Source organism: Pelomonas sp. Root405 (genome assembly GCF_001425165.1).
Lineage (GTDB): Bacteria > Pseudomonadota > Gammaproteobacteria > Burkholderiales > Burkholderiaceae_C > Pelomonas.
Genome location: NZ_LMDU01000016.1, coordinates 322,357 through 342,499, shown reverse-complemented (window position 1 = coordinate 342,499; position 20,143 = coordinate 322,357). Strand labels below are relative to the sequence as shown.

Annotated in this window: 21 protein-coding genes; 12 read left to right on the top strand and 9 right to left on the bottom strand. The window is 69.5% G+C overall.

Going from position 1 to position 20,143, the window contains the following annotated elements; all coding sequences use genetic code 11:
* Positions 1 to 453: 453 nt before the first annotated feature.
* Both ASC81_RS27605 and ASC81_RS27600 read left to right on the top strand, forming a co-directional pair.
* Entirely contained in the window at positions 454 to 741 is a 288-nt protein-coding gene (locus tag ASC81_RS27605) for a transposase (protein WP_200946972.1), read from the top strand.
* Between the two features lie 67 nt (positions 742 to 808).
* Positions 809 to 961, top strand: coding sequence for a hypothetical protein (locus tag ASC81_RS27600; RefSeq protein WP_200946970.1), 153 nt, complete (start codon positions 809 to 811; stop codon positions 959 to 961).
* 40 nt (positions 962 to 1,001) lie between these two features.
* Here the strand turns inward: ASC81_RS27600 and ASC81_RS24400 are convergent, their stop codons facing one another.
* The 3 genes from ASC81_RS24400 to ASC81_RS24390 form a co-directional block, all read right to left on the bottom strand.
* Positions 1,002 to 2,000: a hypothetical protein gene (locus ASC81_RS24400; protein ID WP_056273347.1), complete on the bottom strand. Its 999-nt coding sequence runs from the start codon at positions 1,998 to 2,000 to the stop codon at positions 1,002 to 1,004.
* Positions 2,001 to 2,359: 359 nt separating this feature from the next.
* On the bottom strand, positions 2,360 to 2,974 hold the full coding sequence (locus ASC81_RS24395; protein ID WP_056273345.1) for a glutathione S-transferase family protein: 615 nt from the start codon (positions 2,972 to 2,974) through the stop codon (positions 2,360 to 2,362).
* 412 nt (positions 2,975 to 3,386) lie between these two features.
* Positions 3,387 to 4,193 carry an ABC transporter substrate-binding protein gene (locus ASC81_RS24390; protein WP_056273342.1) on the bottom strand — a complete coding sequence of 269 codons (807 nt, stop codon included), beginning with the start codon at positions 4,191 to 4,193 and terminating at the stop codon, positions 3,387 to 3,389.
* 159 nt (positions 4,194 to 4,352) lie between these two features.
* Between ASC81_RS24390 and ASC81_RS24385 the strand changes: the two genes are divergently transcribed.
* Entirely contained in the window at positions 4,353 to 5,252 is a 900-nt protein-coding gene (locus ASC81_RS24385) for a PEP-CTERM sorting domain-containing protein (protein WP_056273338.1), read from the top strand.
* A gap of 65 nt (positions 5,253 to 5,317) precedes the next feature.
* Here the strand turns inward: ASC81_RS24385 and ASC81_RS24380 are convergent, their stop codons facing one another.
* From ASC81_RS24380 to ASC81_RS24370, 3 genes are all read right to left on the bottom strand, one after another.
* The gene (locus ASC81_RS24380) at positions 5,318 to 6,823 is read right to left on the bottom strand and encodes a leucyl aminopeptidase (RefSeq protein ID WP_056273446.1); all 1,506 of its coding nucleotides are present in this window, start codon (positions 6,821 to 6,823) and stop codon (positions 5,318 to 5,320) included.
* Positions 6,824 to 6,842: 19 nt separating this feature from the next.
* Positions 6,843 to 8,312 (bottom strand): RimK family protein, encoded by a 1,470-nt coding sequence (locus tag ASC81_RS24375; protein WP_056273336.1) that lies wholly within the window; start codon positions 8,310 to 8,312, stop codon positions 6,843 to 6,845.
* Between the two features lie 121 nt (positions 8,313 to 8,433).
* Positions 8,434 to 9,084: a PEP-CTERM sorting domain-containing protein gene (locus tag ASC81_RS24370; protein ID WP_056273333.1), complete on the bottom strand. Its 651-nt coding sequence runs from the start codon at positions 9,082 to 9,084 to the stop codon at positions 8,434 to 8,436.
* Between the two features lie 250 nt (positions 9,085 to 9,334).
* On the opposite strand from ASC81_RS24370, the gene ASC81_RS24365 reads away from it, so the two are divergent.
* The 6 genes from ASC81_RS24365 (at position 9,335) to ASC81_RS24340 (ending at position 13,886) form a co-directional block, all read left to right on the top strand.
* Positions 9,335 to 9,883, top strand: coding sequence for an alpha/beta hydrolase (locus ASC81_RS24365; protein WP_056273330.1), 549 nt, complete (start codon positions 9,335 to 9,337; stop codon positions 9,881 to 9,883).
* Between the two features lie 75 nt (positions 9,884 to 9,958).
* Complete coding sequence (locus ASC81_RS24360; protein WP_056273327.1) at positions 9,959 to 10,765, top strand: hypothetical protein; 807 nt, start codon at positions 9,959 to 9,961, stop codon at positions 10,763 to 10,765.
* 216 nt (positions 10,766 to 10,981) lie between these two features.
* Entirely contained in the window at positions 10,982 to 11,581 is a 600-nt protein-coding gene (locus ASC81_RS24355) for a PEP-CTERM sorting domain-containing protein (RefSeq protein ID WP_056273322.1), read from the top strand.
* Between the two features lie 402 nt (positions 11,582 to 11,983).
* On the top strand, positions 11,984 to 12,277 hold the full coding sequence (locus ASC81_RS24350) for a hypothetical protein (protein WP_056273319.1): 294 nt from the start codon (positions 11,984 to 11,986) through the stop codon (positions 12,275 to 12,277).
* Between the two features lie 11 nt (positions 12,278 to 12,288).
* Positions 12,289 to 13,122 carry a DUF692 domain-containing protein gene (locus ASC81_RS24345; protein ID WP_056273317.1) on the top strand — a complete coding sequence of 278 codons (834 nt, stop codon included), beginning with the start codon at positions 12,289 to 12,291 and terminating at the stop codon, positions 13,120 to 13,122.
* On the top strand, positions 13,119 to 13,886 hold the full coding sequence (locus ASC81_RS24340; RefSeq protein ID WP_056273314.1) for a DNA-binding domain-containing protein: 768 nt from the start codon (positions 13,119 to 13,121) through the stop codon (positions 13,884 to 13,886). Before ASC81_RS24345 ends, ASC81_RS24340 begins: the two co-directional genes overlap by 4 nt.
* Before the next feature lie 203 nt (positions 13,887 to 14,089).
* Here ASC81_RS24340 and ASC81_RS24335 read toward each other — a convergent pair whose 3' ends face one another.
* Together ASC81_RS24335 and ASC81_RS24330 are read right to left on the bottom strand one after the other, a co-directional pair.
* The gene (locus tag ASC81_RS24335) at positions 14,090 to 14,410 is read right to left on the bottom strand and encodes a hypothetical protein (RefSeq protein WP_056273311.1); all 321 of its coding nucleotides are present in this window, start codon (positions 14,408 to 14,410) and stop codon (positions 14,090 to 14,092) included.
* A 220-nt stretch (positions 14,411 to 14,630) separates the two neighbouring features.
* Positions 14,631 to 15,905: a DUF4010 domain-containing protein gene (locus tag ASC81_RS24330; RefSeq protein ID WP_056273308.1), complete on the bottom strand. Its 1,275-nt coding sequence runs from the start codon at positions 15,903 to 15,905 to the stop codon at positions 14,631 to 14,633.
* Between the two features lie 395 nt (positions 15,906 to 16,300).
* Here ASC81_RS24330 and ASC81_RS24325 point away from each other — a divergent pair, with 395 nt between their 5' ends.
* On the top strand, positions 16,301 to 16,666 hold the full coding sequence (locus ASC81_RS24325) for a TraR/DksA family transcriptional regulator (protein WP_056273306.1): 366 nt from the start codon (positions 16,301 to 16,303) through the stop codon (positions 16,664 to 16,666).
* Complete coding sequence (locus tag ASC81_RS24320; RefSeq protein WP_156392407.1) at positions 16,663 to 17,154, top strand: c-type cytochrome; 492 nt, start codon at positions 16,663 to 16,665, stop codon at positions 17,152 to 17,154. Before ASC81_RS24325 ends, ASC81_RS24320 begins: the two co-directional genes overlap by 4 nt.
* Positions 17,155 to 17,182: 28 nt before the next feature.
* Here the strand turns inward: ASC81_RS24320 and ASC81_RS24315 are convergent, their stop codons facing one another.
* Positions 17,183 to 17,380, bottom strand: coding sequence for a DUF2892 domain-containing protein (locus ASC81_RS24315; RefSeq protein WP_056273443.1), 198 nt, complete (start codon positions 17,378 to 17,380; stop codon positions 17,183 to 17,185).
* 156 nt (positions 17,381 to 17,536) lie between these two features.
* Between ASC81_RS24315 and ASC81_RS24310 the strand changes: the two genes are divergently transcribed.
* Positions 17,537 to 20,143 (top strand): HAD-IC family P-type ATPase, encoded by a 2,607-nt coding sequence (locus ASC81_RS24310; RefSeq protein WP_156392406.1) that lies wholly within the window; start codon positions 17,537 to 17,539, stop codon positions 20,141 to 20,143.

The window sequence follows — 20,143 nt, the reverse complement described above, 5'->3', positions numbered from 1 at the left end:
CACGATCTCTACAGACTCCGTCCGCCTAGTCATATTCACAGTCCTACTCCTATCCTCAAAGATAAGCGATGGACCGTGTCCGGTCATTCAGGGGGCTAGCTCAGGCATCGCTGTTCGTGCCTCAGAACCGCGATCGGCCTCAGGCGCTAGCAGGTAGCGCCGACCTGGGGTGGAGACGTGCGCGCTGCTGCGGGCCTTCGGGTGTCCAACGCCTGGACGCGGTGTGAAGTTCTAGTCCACCGGGCAATGGTCTTCGAGCATCGAGCGCACCTGGTCTTTTGTGCCGTGTACCAGCACTCGCCGGGGCGACGTGTCGGGCATGTTCACGAGGTAGACCGGAGAGCTGACCGCCTGGGCGTGCAGCCCGTAGGTTGGGGTGAGCCTGCGAACACCAACGTTTGACCGCCGCGAGTCGTTGGGGTTCACTCCGTTTACCCCAACCTACGCCACCTCATGCGCTACCGCCGAGCCGACACGCCGGGTGCCACCTACTTCTTCACGCTGAATGCGGCCGACCGCAGCGGCCAATTGCTGACCGAGCACATCGACGCATTGCGGGACAGCTTCCGCATCGTCCGCCGGTCACGCCCATTCGTCCTGGACGCCATCTGCGTGCTGCCGGGTCACCTGCATCTGCTGACGACGCTGCCGCGCGAAGACGCCGACTTCGCCACGCGCATCATGCTCATCAAGCAGGGCGTCTCGCGTCGGATACCGCAAGGCGAGCGCAGCCAAGGGTGAACGTGGTCTCTGGCAGCGGCGTTACTGGGAACACCTCATCCGCGACGATGCTGACTTCGAGCGGCATGTGGACTACATCCATTTCAATCCGGTCCAGCATGGCCGGGTGCAGCGGGCGGCGGACTGGCCGCACTCCAGCATCCATCGCTTCATTCGCGATGGCGCCATCGATGCCTCGCGGGCAAGCGTCAGTGGCGTGGAAATCAGCGCAGGTGAATGAAGCGTTGGGGTTCGCTTTGCTCACCCCAACCTACGGCCCGTCACTTGACCCGCTGCCTAGCCAGCTCCGCCAGAAACGCGCCGTGCGCAATGTCGTCGTCACCGTAGTAGCTGCTCCCGGGCGCGTCCACTTCGGCGAGGATGGTGCGCATGCTCTGCCGGTCGGGCGAGAGCCCTTGCTTGAGGAAGAAGAGGGCGGCGGGCCACATCTGCATCGACACCGCGTTCATCAGCGCGTTGTAGTGCAGGCGGTCGCTGCGCGGGTCCAACCGCCTGAAGTCGGCGCCATGCCGGGCCAGGATCTCGAGCGCAGGCAGCACCGTGTAGGTCGAGTAGTAGATCGGCCGCCCGTCCTCGTCCACCACGTCGACGCTGGCGCCTGCCGATAGCACCATGTCCATCACCGCCAAGGCATTTGCGTTGTGGATGCCGTACAAGTGATAGACGAGGTTGTGCTCGCTCACCGACGCCATGCTCGCCTCGGCGGCAATGGCGTTGGCAGCCGGTGGCGCCCCGGCTGCCAGCAGCAGCCGCACGAACTCGGCGCGTGACGGGTCGCCATAGTCAGACGCCGCCTGGACGACGGCGTGGCCCAGCAGCGTGCGGCCCCAGCGGTCGCGGGCAGTCCAGTCGGGCGGGCCCGCGGCCAGCAGGCGCTGCACGCCTGGCGCATCCTGCGCATCGATGGCGCGCGCCAGTTCGGTGAGCTGGCTGTCCGCAAAGCGGCCTTGCTGGGCGCGCCACATGCTGCGGTCAGTCTTCTTGAGCATGCCGGCGGCGAAGGTGGTCGCGCCGTAGGCAACCGGAGAGGCGACGATGCAGAACCCCAGCCACCAGGCCAGGGTCGTGCCACCGCTGCGGCTGCCCCACCACAACAGCGCAGCGGCCACCAGGACAACGGGCGCGAGCACCATCGCGAAGCCGGTGGCCATGCCGCGGCCGGCGGCGTCGTCGCCCATGTTTTTCTGCAGCGCGAGTGTCATCACGAAGAGCGCTTCCAGCGCCAGCAGGGTCCAGGCTGCGATGACATGAAATCTCATGGGTGCTAACGCTCAAGTGGGAACGCCGCCACTGTGGATGTCGGCTGTTGCAAGCGTGCTGCTGCGCCATGCGGGCTTGATTCACTTGTTTCAGCGCTGCGCTCACCCCAACCGACGAGCGAAGGCAACGCTGAATAAGTCCCTCGCGCGCAGCGCATCCCCGCTTCGGGCGGTCTGCGGCGTTGCCGGTCGGGTTCTCGGATCGGCGGCGCGTCGGTTGCGATGGGCTTGCGAACCAACGCCGCCGTCGCGTGACGAGCCAACGTGAGCCGTCGCGCGAATCGTTGGGGTTCGCACGGCTCACCCCAACCTACCGGGCCTCATCGGCGCCTCTGCGGTGCCCGGTCTGAGCCGTGACCTCACAAGCCCGCGAACGGGTCTCGCCAGGCCGGAAGTTCGTTGAGCTGCGCGGCCAGGCGGGCAATCTGCGGGTGGCCGGACAGGTCCAGGTCGATGGCCTCGGCAAAGGGCAGCAGGGCGCCGACGCGGAAGTCGGCATACGTGAGCGCCTCGCCCAGCATCCAGTGGTGTCCCGACAGGTGGGCATCAAGGATGTCGGCCAGCCGCTTGAACTCCGACAGGTGGTGGGTCATCTCACGCTCGCCGAGCGGCGGCAGGCCGTATCGCGACACCAGCAGGCGCTGGTAGTACAGCCCCGAGCCGGCAAGACCCCAGTGCATGGCCGTCCAGCTCAGCCAGCGCAGCATCTCGGGCAACTGCGCGCCGTCGGGAAAGAACCCGGGCTGGCCGGACAAGCGGGCCAGTTCGCAGGCAATGGCATCCGTCTCCCACAACGTGCTGCCATCGTCACGGGCCAGCACGGGCACGCGCAGGTTGGGATTGAGGTGGGCGAACTCCGCAGCCTTGGGGCCGAGCGGCTCGGCGGCCTGGTAGCGCACCGGGGCGTTCAGGTGGCGCGCCGTGGCCAGGCACAGGCGGGGGTTGAGGTTGGAGGAGTAATAGAGGATGGGCATGGGCAGACCGGTAGTGGCAACTGACGACGAACCAGCCCCCGCGGTTTCGACAAGCTCGTCAACAGCTTGGCAACTGAAGCTTGCGCAGAAATGCCCGCACACCGGCCTCGAAGCCGGGGGGCGTCGTGGTGGGCCACGTGCCCCCGCTACCGGCGGCAGTCGTCGGTAGCGGGTGAGCCTGCTGACCCCAACGTTTGACCACCAGAGCTTGTTGGGGTTCCCTCCGTTCACCCCAACCTGAAAACTGCTGACCCGCGAGCCGGCGAAGGAGTTGCCGATGGCGCAGAGGTATGTCGGCATGGTCGCCCGCTACAGAGGTTCACTCAGCCAACGCGCCTCGGCTTCGCGGTCCAAAGCCGCGACCTGCTCGCTGTAGGCGAGGCTGATCGCGCTCCCGGTCGCGCCAGCCAGGCTAGGGCACACGACTCTGCGCCGTGGCGCGCCACTTCTCCAGGTACTGCGCAAGGAGTCGCTCGGTCGTGCCATCGGCCTCGTAGCGCCTCAGCTTTTCTGCCATCTGCCCGACGAGTTCTTTGCAAGGGGAGGCCCGCGAGAAGCCGTGATGAACGGAGCCTTGGTTGACCATGGGCGTGAGCGCGACGACGCGCGTCTCCAGCCCCTTGCCGGCGAGATAGGCCCGGCCGGCGTAGTAGCCGGTCACGAAGTAGTCGCCGCGTTTGCGTGCCAGGTTGGCGAAGCCATCCTCGACGTTGTTGCTGGTCTGCACGGTGAGCTTGCCTTGCAGGAATTCGTCAAAGCCTTCGCCGAAGCGGTCGCCCCGCGAGATCAGGCCGACGCGGCCGACCAGATCGTCCCAGCCGTGATAGTCGAAAGGCGCTTCGGCCCGGGCAAACACGGCCACCGGGTTGGCGGAAAAGCGCGCACTGGTGAACAGCAGATAGGCATCCCGCTCCGCCGTGAACTTGAGCGCAGTCACGAGGTCGATCTGGCCGGATTTCGCGGCACGCAGCACCCGGTTCCAGGGGCCGAGATAGCGAACCTCGGCGGGCACCGCGAGTTCCCGGAGGATGCGTTCGGTCAGCTCGATGCTGGCGCCGTACAACTTGCCGCGATCTGACCAGCTGAAGGGCGGGTAGTCGGGGTTGGCTGAGAACACCACATGCCGGCACTCGGCAGCGTGCACGCTGTTGAGCATCGCCGCGAGGACGAGACATCGAAACATGGCGTCCAGCACAAAGGTGGCAACGGCGAAGACCATAGCATGAGCCACCCCCGGAACCCCGTTGCGCGACCGGCCGCGAACGCGCCACCGCCGGTGTGCAGACGTATTTCGAGCCCGCCAGGGATCAGCCGGTTATAGGGGCAGACGGCGCTCGGGCGCAGGCATAGCCTTCGGTCACCCAACAAGGAGACCGACATGCGCAACTGCCTGAAAGTGCTGCCCCTCGCGCTGGCCAGCCTGCCCACCTTCGCGGCTGAACTGAGCCAGCAGGACCTCGGCGTCACCGGCGCGCTCGTGTCGAGCTGTGCGGGCCTGGCCACGGGCGCCTTCCCGATTGAAGGCAGCCTATTCGACTGGCAGGTGGGCAAGTCCAGCTGCAACGCGGCCTCGACCACCACGCCAGGGCAGCAGTTGACGGCCAGCGGCAGCTACAGCCAGGCGACGCCTTCCGTTCAGGCCGACTCGCACGGCAGCGCCAGGTACGGCTCGGTCGGCATGTACGCCCACTTCCGCGCAAATGCCAGCGCCGGCTTCGCCGCCGCCGAGAGCACGGCGGGTTGGACGGATACGTGGACGCTGATGCCGGCCAACCCGGCCCAAATCGGCCAAAACGCTGTGGTGAGCTTCAGCGTCCATCTCGACGGCGAGCTGGATGGCCTGCCCATCGGCAACAGCTACACCCGCATCGGCAGCCAGGTCTGGCTCAACAACGCGCCGGTGTGGGACCAGGTGTTCCGCGCCCAGGGTCAGGGGCAGGGCGGCTATCCCTTTCACCAGGTGATCGACCAGGACGTCAACTTTGCCGTCACGGTCGTGCTGGGCACGCCGTTCGAGCTGGGCATCTTCTCGCGCGCGTCCGCGGGCACGGCCGGCGCCGGGCCGAACTGGTTCAGCGAGGCCACCAGCGACTTTGCGAGCACGCTGACCTGGCAAGGCATCAGCGGCGTCACCGTGGGTGGCAATGCGATTGGCTACACGCTCAGCAGCCAGAGCGGCGTCGACTGGACCGTGGCCGCTGCGCCGATTCCCGAGCCTTCGATGGCGCTGCTGCTGGGTGGCGGCCTGCTGGCGCTGGCGCTGCGTCGGCGCGGCTGACTGGCTTGCGCGCGGCGGTGAATGCGGGCGAATGACGTGTTGGCGTTCGCTTTGCTCACCCCAACCTACGGCATGTGCTGCGCCCCTGCCGCCCAGCCGGCCAGGAAATGCACCAACAACCCCACCGGCCGGCCCGTGGCGCTGCGGTCGGCGCCGCTGGTGGAGGCGGTGCCGGCGATGTCGAGGTGGGCCCAGGGCAGGCCTTCGGTGAAATGCGACAGGAAGGCCGCGGCGATGCCGGCGCAGTCGTCGCGGGCGCCGATGTTGGGTAGGTCGGCGACGGAGGACTTCAGCGGCGCGGCGTACTCCTCCCACAGCGGCATGGCCCAGGCCCGGTCCCAGGCGCGGTCGCCGGCCTGCAGCAGCGCGTGCATCAGGCTTTCGTCGTTGGCGAACAGGCCGCTGGCCACCGGGCCAAGGGCGCCGACGATCTCGCCGGTGAGGGTGGCGACGTCGATGACGGCTGCGGGCCGGTAGCGCCTGGCGTAGGTGAGGGCATCGGCCAGCGCCAGGCGGCCTTCGTAGTCGGTGTCGACGACCTCGACGCTCAAGCCCGACAGCGTCGTGACGACGTCGCCCGGCTTCAGCGCGTTGCCCCCCGGCATGTTCTCGGCGGCAGGCACCAGGCCGACGATGTTGAGCGGCAGCTGCAGCGAGGCGGCCGCCTGCAGCGCGCCGAGCACGCTGGCGCCGCCGCACATGTCGAACTTCATCTCCTCCATGTCGGCGGGCGGCTTGAGGGACAGGCCGCCCGCGTCGAAGGTGATGCCCTTGCCGACCAGCGCAACCGGCGCACCGCCGCCCGGCGCGCCGTGGTACTCGACGACGATGAGCCGCGGCGGCTCGTGGCTGCCGCGCGCGACAGCGAGCAGGGCGCCCATGCCGAGCCGCTGCATCTCGGGCGGGCCGAGCACCGACACGGCCACGCCGGGCAGCCGCTCCAGCCTGCGCGCCTGCTCGGCCAGCAGCGTCGGCGTGCAGGTGTTGCCCGGCAGGTTGCCGAGGTCCTTGGCAAAGTCGATGCCGTCGGCCACGGCGGCGATGTGGGCCCGCATTCGTTCGACGTCGAGCGTCTCGTCGTCGGGAACGCGGAGGGTCAGCTGCTGCAGCCGCGGCCCGGGCGGTGGCTCGCGCCTGAAGCGGTCGAAGCGGTAGAGCGCCCGCCGGACCGCGAGCACCGCCTGTTCGATCTTCCACGCCGCGCCGCGCCCGGGTACCGGCAGCTCGGGCAGGCAGAGCAGGGCGTCGGCCGCGCCGGTCGTGGCAAGCGCGCGCGCGGCATGGCCGGCAGCTTCGACATAGCGGCTTTCGGTCAGCGCCGGGCCGAGGCCGACGAGCAGCACGCGCTCGGCAGCGATGCCGGGCAGGGCGGGCATGCCGGGCAGCAACAGCGTCTGGCCCAGCTCGCCGCCGAGGTCGCCGCGTGCGAGTGCCGCCTGCAGCGCCCCGCGTGAGGCCTCGTCCAGCGCGGTGGCGGCAGCCGACATTCGGCCGCCCGCGTGCACGCCCACGACGATGCAGCCGCTGCGCAGCGCTGCCAGCGGGCCGCCACGTGCAAGGCTCAGCTGCATGGTGGCCCCACGCCCGGCGTCAGGCGGCCGCGCCGCGCCGGCGCTCGGCAATGCGGCGCGCGAACACGCCCAGCACCTCGCGGTAGAGCGCCTCGCCCAGCACCTGGTCTTCGTTGCCGGCGTCGATGTTGGGGTTGCAGTTGACCTCGATGAGGTAGACCCGGTCCTCCACCTGCTTCAGGTCCACGCCGTACAGGCCGCGCCCGATCAGGTTGGCCGCCCGCACGGCGGTCTCGATCACCTGCCGCGGCGCCTCGCCGATGGTCATCGCCTCGGTCTTGCCCTCGATGAGTTCGTCGCTGCCCTCGGTCTCTTGCAGGATCTTCCAGTGGCCCGGCGCCATCCAGTACTTGGCGACGAAGAGTGGCCGCCCGTCGTAGACGCCCACCCGCCAGTCGAACTCGCTGGGCAGCCACTCCTGGGCGACGAACAGCTCCGACACCTTCAGGAAGCGCTCGGCCTCCTGTCGCAGCTGCGCCTCGGATTCGATCTTCAGCACGTCCAGGCCAAAGCCGCTGTCCGGCAGCTTGATGACGCAGGGCAGGCCGAGCGTAGGCACGATCTGGTCGAGGCTGTCGCGGTGCACGATGAGGCTGCGCGGCTGGGCGATGCGGTGCCGGCTCATCAGCTCGTGCATATAGGCCTTGTTCAGGCAGCGCAGGATGGATTCGGGGTCGTCGACGACCGGCAGGCCCATCGCCTCGGCTCGGCGCACGAATTCGTAGACGATGCCGTCCACCTCGGGGCTGGCGCGGTTGAACAGGGCGTCGAACTCTGGCAGGCGTTCCAGGTCGGCGGGGCCGATCAGCTCGGCCTCCAGGCCCACCAGCGGCGCCGCGTCAACAAAGCGCTGCAGCGCCGCTTCGTCCGACGGCTTGTGCGGCTCGTCGCGGTCCCACAGGATGGCCAGGCGCGGCCGGTCGGTGCGGCGCCGCGGGGCATCGTCACCCGAGGCGGCGCCCAGGCCCTGCACGGTTTGCAGCAGGAAGGCGCGGTCCTGCGAGGGCACGTCGGCCAGGCCGATGGATTGCAACGCGTCGAGCGCCCAGCGGCCCTGCTCGCGGCGGAACAGCACGCGCAGCAGCGGCAGGCGCGCTTCGGCGTACAGGCGCTCGGCGAGTGCGTCATGGCGCTTCGAGGGGTCGCGGCCCAGGTAGACATCCAGCTCGAAGCGGTCGCTGGCGTCGTGCCGCAGCGTGTCCTGCACCAGCGGGTCGATGCGGCTGGCGATGGCCTGCACGAAGGCCTCTGCCTTGAGGTCCTCGATGGACTTGACCTCCGGCACCGGCCGGTGGCCGCGCGCCTCCGCCAACAGCGAGACGTAATAGCCCCTCCCCTGGTAGCGCCCGGTGCGGCAAAGGTTGAGCACCGAGGCGTCGCCGGCCTGCGCGGCGACTGCGTCGGCGAGGTAGTGGCGTGCAGTGACGACGGCGGCGGCGGGAAGCTGGAACCAGTCATGCAACTGGTCGGTCACGACGATGAGGTTCATGCGGCCATGCTGGCCGCCACCGCACGGGCGGTGCGTCAGAAAGCGCCAACCCCGGCCGTCAACTTTCGCCTACGCGTGGAAGGAGCAGGCGGCCGGCCGCGGGTGGCCGCCTGCTACTGCACTACGCCAGGGCCGGCGCGGCGTTGGCCTTGGCGCGGCGGCGTGTCACCAGCCCCAGCAGGCCCAAGCCGCCCAGCATGGCGGCATAGGTGGCGGGCTCGGGCACCGCGGCCGTGATGGGCAGGGTGCTGGCCGAGCCGACCTGCACGCCCGTCAGGTCGGGCAGGCCGAGCGCCGAGGTTAATGCGCCGGCGGCCGTGGCTGTCAACGACAACGAGAAGGGCGCCGCGGGCGACCCGGTGAGGCCGATGCTGAACAACGACACGTTCGACAAGGTCGTGGCGCCGATGTTCACCTGGCCCGTGAGCTGGCCGCCGACGGTGTCGATGACGAAGTCGCTGAGGTTGACGGTGGTGCCGGCGCGGGTCAGCGACAGGCCGCTGCCGGCGTGCTCGATGCTGCCGGCGAAGGTGGCCGTGTCGATGGCGCCGCCGGTGACGGGGAAATACACGAGCGGGATGCCGTTGCTGCCCGGCGAAAACAGGGCGCTGCCCAGCAGGCCGACGGTCACGCCCGCGCCGGTCAGCGTGGGTGCGGCATCCAGTCGCACCGACGTGAAGCCGTCGACGATGGGCAGCGCCTGCGCCTGTGCGGTGCCCGCAGCCAGCCCGGCGGCCAGCGCGACGCCGGCAAGTACGAGGGAAGATTTCATGAGGACTCCTGTCAATCGAGGTTGTTGCGGGAGCCAAGCCATCCGCTCGGCCAACCGCTAGGTTTCGAAAAGAACCAAGCGGTTCAATTACTGTACTGATCAGTTCATGTTTTTGCTGCCCCATGGCGAGGGCCGCTTGTGATTGCTTCATGGGACACGGCGGGCGGCAGTTGCAACGGGACGTTGCAAGCGCGCCGCCGGGAGGGCATCGCGCTTGCCCCAACGCCTCACAGCCAATGCAGGACGCCGCATGACCAAGAAACACGTGCTCTTTATCCAGGGCGGTGGCGAGGGCGCCCATGCGGCCGACGCGCCGCTGGCGGCCTCGCTGCGGCAGGCGCTTGGCGACGGCTACGAGGTGCATTACCCGCGCATGCACGGCGAAGACGACCCGAGCCTGGAGCCATGGAAGGCGCAGATCGCCGCCGAGCTGTCGCCGCTGCGTGGCGCGGTGACGCTGGTCGGGCATTCGCTCGGCGGGTCGATGCTGCTGCGCTACCTGGCGGAGCAGACGCCGCCCGTGCCCATTGCGGCGCTGTTCCTGCTCGCCGCGCCGGCGTGGGACGGCGAGCAGTGGGTCTTTGACGAGCTGGTGCTGCCGCCCGACCTGGGAGACCAGCTGGCGGCAGTCGGGCGCATCACCATCTATCACTGCCGCGACGACGAAACGGTGCCCTTCGCTCACCTGGCATTGCATGCGGCCCGGCTGCCCCGCGCCACCACCCGGCCGCTGGCGCGCGGCGGCCACCAGTTCGACAACGACCTGAGCGCGGTCGCCACGGACATCTCGGGCGGGTGACGCGGCGCCGCTGTAGCGGCATCGGCGATCTCTAGAATCCGGCCCCTTTTGCCCCAAAGCGCGCACCCGGTTTCCATGGACATCGTCGTCAACGAAGAACTCAAGGCCTACATCGACCCATTGACGCCGGAGGAGCACGAAGCGCTGGAGCGCAGCCTGCTGGCCGAAGGCTGCCGCGACGCGCTGGTGCTGTGGGGCGACCTGCTGGTTGACGGGCACAACCGCTACGGCATCTGCCGCAAGCACGGGCTGCCTTTCCAGACGGTGCAGAACCCGCGCTTCAAGTCGGTCGAGGACGTGCACCTGTGGATGATCGAGCAGCACCTGGGGCGGCGCAGCCTGTCGGACTTCCAGCGTGGTGTGCTGGCGCTGCGCCAGCGCGAGATCGTGGCCGGACAGCGCGCGCGCAGCACCGCGGACTTGCCCGCGCCGGATGCCGCCGCGCCGGCGACGGAGCCGGCCGCGCAGCCCTTGGCCACGCGTGAGGCGCTGGCCAAGGCGGCACGGCTGAGCAGCAACCAGGTGGTGCTGATCGAGAAGATCCAGAAGCAGGGCGCCCCCGAACTGGTCGCCGCGGTGAAGGCCGGCACGATCTCCATCAATGCCGCCGCCGCAGTGGCCACGCTGCCGGCTGACGAGCAGACCGCCGCCGCCACGGCCGGTGCCGTCGAGCTCAAGCAGGCCGCCAAGCGCGTGCGCGAGGCCAGGCGCAAGCCGCTGGCGCAGGAAGACCAGGCGCCGGCAGACGATGCGGCGACTGGTGCAACGCCCGCGTCCGACGCCACGCTGGCATCGCTGCGCCAGCGTGTCGCAGCGCTGGAGCTTGAGAACGCGACGTTGCGGCTGGAGCTGTCGGCGCTGCGCGCGAGCGCGGGGCAGTAACGGCAGCAGGCGGCGCCGCGGTGCGGGCTTGTCGGGAATGCTTACAAGCCGCCGCGCGTAGACCACGTCGCCATTGAGCCTTGCACCGCACGCTGCGCCGGTATCCCATGGGCGAACCGCGCTCGATCCGGCGGCTTGGCGGGTGCTGTGGCTCGGATCGTGCTTCAACGCAGGTGCAAGTTCGCGCCGCGGACTGCGCCTGCAAAGGGAATTCCCATGTTGATGGCAAATGTCCGTTCGGCGCTGGTCAGCGCGCTGGTCCTCGCTGGAGCGTCTGCGACGCAGGCCGGCATCGTGTACTTGGAGATCGGCGATGCGGGCGGCACGTTCGCGACGGCGCAGAGCGCTTTCACGCCGGTCAGCCAGTCCCTGGACGCGATCTCGGGCACGCTCACCACGGGCGACGTCGACTACTTCCGCTTCCTGTACACGGGCGCCGGCGGGCTGACGATCGCCGAAGGTCCTTACGTGAACACGCCGTTCCCAGGCAACACCTTTCCGGCATTCGAGCTGTACTCCGGCACCGGTGTCGATCTGGGCGGATTCACGGGCATCGGTCCTTCAGGCTTCATCAGCTATGCCAACGCCACGGCGACGTTGAGCTATTTCGGGCTCATCAGCGGCAATGAATATGTACTCGCCATTGACGGCGCAGGCCAGGCCAACCCGCCCAATCCGCTTTACGTCGGAAACTATTCGATCCAGCTGAGCGGCGGCGCAGCGACCCTTGTGCCCCAGCCCTTGCCCGAGCCCGCCAGCCTGGCACTCGCTGGGCTGGCGTTGGCAGGCGTCTGGGTGGCGCGTCGCCAAAGGTAAGGCGTCGGTCTAGAACTGCTGCAGGGGTCGGGCGCTCCAGCGCTGGCCGCCACTCTGACGCTGCATCCGAGCTGGCCTCCCCGCCCGCGCGGGAGACACCGACGCTGGGCTTGTCCCGCGTCGCCGCCGTGCACTGCTATTGCATGCTCACGTTCGCACAACACCGGCCGTGTGCCCGCTAAGAAGGGCACAGCGCATTTGGCGCCTGGCTCCAGGCCCCGCCACCAATGTCTGCTGCGCCTGAGCTTGGTCGAAGAGCCGCGCGTGCGGCTGGGCGAGTTGAGCGGACTCCAACGCCGCCTGTAAGGAGTGCGCACCTTCGACGACTACCGTCTGCGGCCCTCAGCCGTCGCCAGCGCGGGCCACACGGTCTGCCGGTGCAACCCGCATGGAGTTACTCGCATGACCAAGACCCAATCCGCTGGCTCACTGGCCGCCGCCGCCGCCCTGTTCGCCCTGTCCGCCGCCGCTATCGCAGCCGCGCCGCCTGCTGGAAGCAGCGGCCTGGCCGTGGCCGCCAGCGACAAGGTGCATTGCTATGGCGTCCATGAGTGCAAGGGCAACAGCGACTGCAAGACGACCGAGAACGCCTGCAAGGGCCAGAACGCCTGCAAGGGCCATGGCTTCAAGGGCATGACGGCCAAGGAATGCCTGGGCAAGGACGGCACCATCGGCGACCTGGCCGCCAAGAAGTAAGGCGCGCCGCGATGATCTCCAGCGACAGCTTCGGCCTCGGGCTGCGGACGGCGCACTACGGTGCCTTCCTCGCCGCGCCCCAGCGCGTGGACTGGCTGGAGATCGTCAGCGACAACTACATGGTCCCCGGCGGCAAGCCGTTGGCCATGCTGGATGCGCTGCGTGAGCGCTATCCGATGGTGATGCACGGCGTGTCCCTGTCGATCGGCTCGGCGCAGGGCGTCGACCAGGGCTATCTGCAGACCCTGGCCGCACTGGCGCGGCGCGTGCAGCCGGCCTGGGTGTCCGACCACCTGTGCTGGACCGGCACCAACGGCCACCAACTGCATGACCTGCTGCCCTTGCCCTGCACGGATGAAGCGCTGCGCATCGTGGCCGGCAATGTGCGCCAGGTGCAGGACGCGCTGGGCCGGCGACTGGGGCTGGAGAACGTGTCCAGCTATGTCGAGTTCGAGCATTCGACGATGGACGAAGCGCAGTTCCTGAGCGCGCTCTGCGCCGAGGCGGATTGCGAGCTGCTGGTCGACATCAACAACATCCACGTCAGCGCCGTCAACCACGGCTTCGACGCGTTGGACTACTTGCGCCAGCTGCCGCCCGCGCGCGTGCGCCAGGTCCACCTGGCCGGCCACACCGACCATGGCGACCACCTCGTGGACACGCACGACCACCCGGTGGCGCCCGCCGTCTGGTCGCTGTACCGCGAGGCGCTGCGGCGCTTCGGCCCGGTGCCGACGATGATCGAACGCGACGACCACATCCCGCCGCTGCCCGAGCTGATCGCGGAACTGGACATCGCCCGCGGCATCGCCGCCGAGGTCACGGCTTGGCGTGATGCCGCATGACTTCGCTGGCACAACTGCAAGTGGACTTTCAGCGGCATTTGCTGACCGGTGACGCGGCCATTGCCACGCACATTCGCGCAAGCGGCATCGGCACCGCGCGCCGTTTGCACATCTATCACCATGCCTACCGCATGCGCCTGGTCGACACGCTCCGCGACAGCTTCGGCCACACGCTGCTCTACCTGGGCGACGAGCACTTCAACGCGGCCGCGCTCGCGCATGTCGAAGGCCATGCCTCGACGCATGCGAGCCTGCGTTGGTACGGTCACGACTTTCCCGACACGCTGGCCGCCCGCTTCGTCGAAGCGCCGCAGGTGGCCGAGCTGGCACAGCTCGACTGGGCCCTGCGCCGCGCCTTCGACGGGCCCGACGCACCGGTGCTCACGCTGGCCGACCTGGCGGCGCTCGCGCCCGAGCGCTGGGCCGATGTCGGGTTCAGCCTGCATCCCACCTATGCCCGCTTGCAGCTGCGTCAGAACACGCTGGCCATCTGGCAGGCGCTGGACCAGGACCGCGAGCCGCCCGAGGCGGAGCCGCTGGACGAGCCGGGCGAGCTGCTGATCTGGCGCCGCGGCCACCAGCCGCATTTCCGCAGCCTGCAACCGCTGGAATCCGCCGCGCTTGCGGGCCTGCACGCCGGCCTGGGTTTCGCCGCCGTATGCGCGGCAATGTCCGAGCAGTTCCCATCCGAGGACGCGGCCGCCGCCGTCGGCGGCCTGCTGCGGCGCTGGGTCGACGAAGAGTTGCTGAGTGCGGTGCGCTGAGGAAAGAGTGCATCGATCATGCCGCCGCCCGAGCTGTAGGCCTGCGGGCCGCGCGGTGAATCACGTTGCGAGCTGCCTCGTCGATGCCTCTCTGGGCCTCCTAGCGCTCAGCTCGCGATGCGTCGCTTCAAGCGCCTGCACCAGCCTTCCACGCTGCGCGGGTGGGCGTGGGATCATTGCGGTAGATACCGGCGAAGCTGCAGTCATAACTCAGCGTGTCGGCGGACACCGCGGGCGACAAAGGGCTTGGCGTCGTGGTCGGGGAGCAAACCTACAAACCAGGCGGTCAGGATCAGCGTGATGACACCCTCCTGGTCAGACGCCGAGGCCGAGCGCTCCAGCTTGCGGCGGTGCGTGAGCGCTAGGTTGGGTGAGTGATAGCCCAGGCCAGCGAGCTGCTGGCGCCGCAGGTCGGCCGATGTCCACGGCATCGTCGTCTTGAACCAGGGGTGGCCGCTGCCGGCGTAGAGGTGCATGGCGTACACGCCGCCGCTGAAGCGCGCCCGCGTGACGAGCCGCTTCAAGGAGCTGCTCGAAGCGCATGCTGACACCATCTGCCGCCTCATCACAGACGAGCACGGCAAGGTGCTGGCGGACAGACGCCCGGCATGCGCAACAGGAAGAAATCTTCGGCCCCGTGCTCGGCATCGTCCGCGTCGACAGCCTGCGGACCGCGGTGGTTTGTGTTGACGCTTCTGCGAAGAAACGCGTCAGACAGCAGGTCAGAGTTGGATCAAGCACGGCTCAGAGCCAGGCCCAAGCGGCACCGCCGCCGATGCTGCATATGACCACACTTGCCAGGGCCATGCTCCGGCGCACATCGCCGCGCGCAGCCAGCATCACCATGCCCATCTTCACCACCGTGTTGGCGAGCAGGGCGGCCAGCACGGCCCACGCGGTCAGGGCAGGCGTCGCGGCGGCGTCGTTCTGGCCGCTGAGAGACAGGACGATGGCGTCCACGTCTGCCGCGCCGGCAAGCGCCGAGACGGCGAGCAGGCCGCCGGCGGGGAACTGTTGCTGGGCCAGCTTCACGATGACCAGAACGACGGCAAACAGCGCGCCGAAGCGGATTGCCGCGCCCAGGCTGAACGGATTCTTCAGCGGTGCGGCAGTGGCCGTGCCCGTGCTCGCGACTGCAGCGCCGGCTAGGTAGTGCCGCAGGGCCAGTGCGCCGGAGACCACGCTCATCACGAGCAATGGCGACCAAAGGGCGGCAAGCAAGCTCCGGTTGAGCAGGGCGACGATGGTCGTCACGCGCAGGAGCATCACCAGCCAGGCGCACAGGATGCCGGCGGTGATGGCGCTGCCGTTGGCGGCGGCGCCGGCCCTGCGGCTGTCGCGCGCGAAGTTCAGCGTGGTGGCCGTGGACGACACCAGGCCGCCGGCCAGGCCGGTGATGGCGGCGCCTCGTGCAGGCCCCAGCCAGCGCATGCCGATGTAGCCAGCCAGCGAAAGCGCCAGGATCAGCACGACCATCAGCCACAGCTGGTAGGGGTTGAGGGCCTGCCAGGGGTCCATCGTCTCGTTGGGCAGCAGGGGCAGCACGATGACGGAGGCGATCAGCAGCTTGAGGCCCGCCAGGATGTCGTCGAGGCCCAGGCGTTCCACCAGCGCATGCAGCGGCTGCTTGAAGGCCAGCACCGCCGACAGCGTCACCGCCAGCGCGACGGCCAGCGCCTGGTTGCCTGTGGCCGCCATGCCGCCCAGCAGCACGACCAGCACGGCGGCGATCTGGCTGGTCATGCTGGGCGCGGCCTCGCGGCCGTCGTGGCGCCACAGCACATGGCGTGTGATGGCCATTGCGCCGACGGCGGCAAGCACCACGACGAAGAGCCACTGCAATTGCAGCGCCTGCCCCAGCCAGGCCGAGGCCGCACCCGCCAGTGCCAGCAGGGCATGGGTGCGAATGCCGCCGAGGGTGTCGGCGGGTCCGGCGGGTCGCCTCTTCTCCCGCTCGATGCCGACCAGGACGCCGATCAGCAGCGCGGCGAGGAAGCGGCCGGCGAGTTCGGGCGTCATGCCTGAAGCCGCCGCTTCAGTCGCGCGTGACGATGAGCAGGACGATGCGCAAGGCAAGCCACAGCCCGGCGACGGCAGCGCCCAGAACCAGCCAGATCGCGACTTTCATGTTGGCGGTCGCAGCGGCTCACCGGCGGGCCGGGCAGCGGTGCGTTGGTGGCGAGGCTGAGTTCAGCGGCATGGGCGGCTCCGGTCGAAGGGTCGGGCTGCGGGGCAGCCGTTGCGACGCGAATCTATGCGGCTTCGCTGGCAGCGTCGTTGATCTGAATCAGTCGGTGCTCGTCGCCGCTTACGCCGTTCGGCTTGATCCAGCGCAAGCCGGCCGCCATCGCACTGCCTAGCATGGGGCGACGCCGGAGTTCGGCGTTGCCGAGCCCAGCCGAGGACCGAACAAGATGGAACTCCAGACCCAAACCCACCTGCCCATGCTGCGGCAACTGCTGCTTCACCGCCAGACCGAGCTGCGCGCCGAGGTGCATGCCGCACAGCTGGCGCGTCAGGCCGAGCCGGATGGCAGCCCTGAGGTGAGCGACCTGAAGGACGGCGCCGAGCGGTTGCAGCGCCAGCAGACCGAGGACTTCCAGGCCGCGCGCGACCTGCAGGAGTTTCAGGACGTCGACGACGCGCTTGGCCGCCTGGATGCCGGCACCTATGGCGACTGTGCAGACTGTGGCGAGGCGATTGCGGACTCGCGTCTGCGCGTGCTGCCGTTTGTGCGCCTGTGTGCAGGCTGCCAGGCTGCCCGGGAGCGCCGGCCATGAGGGCGCGCCGTCGCCTTGCCCTCGCGTCGCTCAGCGCGGCTGCGCTGGTCGCCATGGCCGCGGGTTGCGCCGTGGAGTTGCAGAACATCAAGCCCGCGCAGGCGCTGGCGCGTGAGGCCCTGCCGGAGGGCGAGCGCTACATCGGCTGGCGGGTGTTCCAGCAGAAATGCGCCAGCTGCCATGGCGCGGCGGCGACCGGTTCGGCCGCCGCCCCCGACCTGCTGCCGCGGCTGCGCGAGATGGGCTCGCACCAGTTCGTCGGCCTGGTGCTCAGGCGCTACGACTGGATCCTCGCCGCCGCGGAATCCAACCCGCAGGCCGCCGGGCAGAGCGCCATGGTTGAAAAAGTCCTGCTGGGCCGGGAAGCCGCGCTGGTGATGCCGGCCTGGCAGGGCGACCCCACCGTCACGGCACACATCATCGACCTCTATGCCTACCTCGCGGCCCGCGCCGATGGCACCCAGGGGCCAGGCCGGCCGGCTCCCTAGCCAGCCAGCCAGCGGGAGGGCCCCGCAGTCATCGCCGGTCTTTCACCGCGCAGCTGCTGAACCCGAATGGCACATAGGCCGGGCAGGTGCCGACCAGCCCGGTCAGCAGCGGCAGCAGGCCGATCCAGCCCCAGCTGCCGACGACGCCCAACCAGGTGGCCGCGATCAAGCACAGCCCGATCAGCACGCGTGCGCTGCGGTCGATGAGGCCTACGTTCTTCAGCATGGCTTTCTCCTTGAAGTGCTGCCGATCTTCGGCAACCCGCGATGCACTGCCCTTGATCGGGATCAAACATGGGTGGCGGGCGCTGTTCATTGATGACGATCAAGGCGGGGGAATGGGGCGGCTGCTCTCATCGACTGAACGCTGAAGGAAAGCCGCATGCTGCAGGGACAGACCGCCCTCGCCAGTCCACCTGCATCTCCATCACCTCCACCATCCGCGCCGTTCGGGGGCCTTAGCGATGCCGAGGCCGTCCGGCTCTTGGCCAGCCATGGCGCCAACGACGCGCCGGATGAAGACGCGCACGGCTTGCTGACCACGCTGCGCAGCGTGGCCAGCGAGCCGATGTTCCTGTTGCTGCTCGCGGCGGCGGCCATCTACCTCGTACTGGGTGATCTGGGCGAGGGCCTGTTGCTGGCCTTCTTTGCCCTCGTCACGGTGGGACTGGTGGTGCTGCAGCAGCGGCGCAGCGAGCATGCGCTGGCGGCCCTGCGGGTGCTGGCGGCGCCGCAGGTGCGCGTCAGGCGTGGCGGGCAGGTGCGGCGCATCGCGGCGCGCGAGCTGGTGCCCGGCGACATCTTCCTGGTCGGCGAGGGCGAGCGGGTCGCCGCTGATGGCATCGTGCGCGAGACGGTGGGGCTGGCGGTCGACGAGTCGCTGCTGACGGGTGAGTCCGTTCCGGTCGGCAAGCGCCGCTGGCAGGCGCGGGACGGCCTGGCCATGCAGCCCCCCGCAGGCAATGACGGCGCCTTTGTCTATGCCAGCACGCTGGCAGTGTCCGGTCATGCCGTGATCGAAGTGCTCGGTACGGGGGGCGACACGCAGGTCGGTCGCATTGGTGCATCGCTTGCCGCCATCGAGGCGGCGCCGACGCCGCTGGAGCGGCAGCTGCGCCGCCTGGTGCGCAGCTTCGGCATCGCGGCGGCCGCGCTCTGCTGCGTCATCGTCATCGGCCACGGCCTGCTGCTCGGGGAGTGGATGCAGGGCTTGCTGTCGGCCGTCGCCATCGGCATGGCCATGCTGCCCGAGGAGTTTCCGATGGCGCTGGCCGTCTTTCTCGCCCTGGGTGCCTGGCGACTGGCGCGCATCCAGGTGCTGTCGCGGCGCCCGGCGGTCATCGAGGCGCTGGGCGCCGCCACCGTGCTGTGCGTGGACAAGACCGGCACGCTGACCGAGAACCGCATGAGCCTCGCCCGCCTGGTCACCGACGACGCCGACATCCAGGTCCAGCCCGGGCAGCCCCTGCCCGAGGCGGTGCAGCGGCTGCTGGCGTTCGGCATGCTGGCTTCGCGCCGCGACGGTGTCGACGCGATGGACCGGGCGCTGCTCGCGCAGGGCGACGCGGCACTGGCGGGCAGCGCGCATCTGCATGCCGACTGGCGCCTGACGCGCGAGTTCCCGCTCAGCCCCGAGCTGCTGGCCATGTCGCATGAATGGACAGATGCCGCGGGCCGGCGCCGCCTCGCCACCAAGGGCGCGCCCGAGGCGGTGGCGGAACTGTGCCGGCTGGGGCCGCAGCGCACCGAGGCGCTGCTGGGCCGGGTCAGGCAGTTGGCCGACCTGGGCCTGCGCGTGCTGGCGGTGGCCGAGGGCAGGGTGCCCGGCAGCGGCAACGTCGTCGACCAGCGCGACCACGACTTCAATCTGCTGGGCCTGGCCGCATTCCAGGACCCGCTGCGCGCCAGCGTGCCCCTGGCTGTGGCGCAGGCGGGCGAGGCCGGCATTGCGGTGGCGATGATCACCGGCGACCACGCTGCCACGGCGCTGGCCATTGCCAGGCAGGCCGGCATCGACGTCGACGCCGGCGTGCTGACCGGCGCCGACCTTGAGGGCATGGACGATGCCGCGCTGGCGCGCGCGGTGCGGCGGGTGCGCGTGTTTGCCCGCGTGATGCCGCAGCAGAAGCTCCGCCTGGTGCTGGCGCTGCGCGGCAATGGCGAGGTCGTGGCAATGACGGGCGACGGCGTCAACGACGCACCCGCGCTGAAGGCCGCCCACATCGGCATTGCGATGGGCGTGCGCGGCACCGATGTCGCGCGCGAGGCCGCCGGCCTCGTGCTGCTGGACGAAGACTTCGGCCGCATCGTTGGCGGCGTGCGCATGGGCCGGCGCATCTTCGACAACCTGCGCAAGGTCATGACCTACATCACTGCCATCCACGTGCCGGTGGCCGGGCTGGCACTGCTGCCGCTGCTGTTCGGCCTGCCGCCGCTGCTGTTGCCGGTGCATGTGGTGCTGACCGAGATGGTGATCGACCCGATCTGCTCGCTGGCCTTCGAAGGGGCCGCCGAGGCGCCGGGCCTGATGCAAAGGCCGCCGCGCCGCAGCGACGACGGCATGGTCGGCTGGCCGATGCTTTGGCAGGGCCTGCTGCAAGGCGGCTGCCTGCTGGTGGCGACCCTCGGCATCTACCTGCTGGCGCTGCAGGCCGGCCGCGGTGCCGACGTGGCGCGCACGCTGGGCGTCATCGGTCTGACGGTCGGCAACCTGCTGCTGGTGGCGACGAACCTGGCGATGGGCAGCGGCTGGCGCGTGCTGACGGGTGCCAGCACGCGGGCTTTCTGGGCCGTGGCCGGCGTGGCCACCGCGGCGCTCGCGACGGCCGTGCTGCTGCCCGGACCCCGGCGCCTGCTGCACTTCGGCCTGCCGCTTTACGGCGACCTGATGTTGGCGGTGTTCGCTGTCGCCGCCGCGGCGGGCCTTGGCGCCTCGCTCAGCGCAGGCCTGCATGCGCGCCACGTTGTCGCCGTTCGCAGCGCAGCTTGA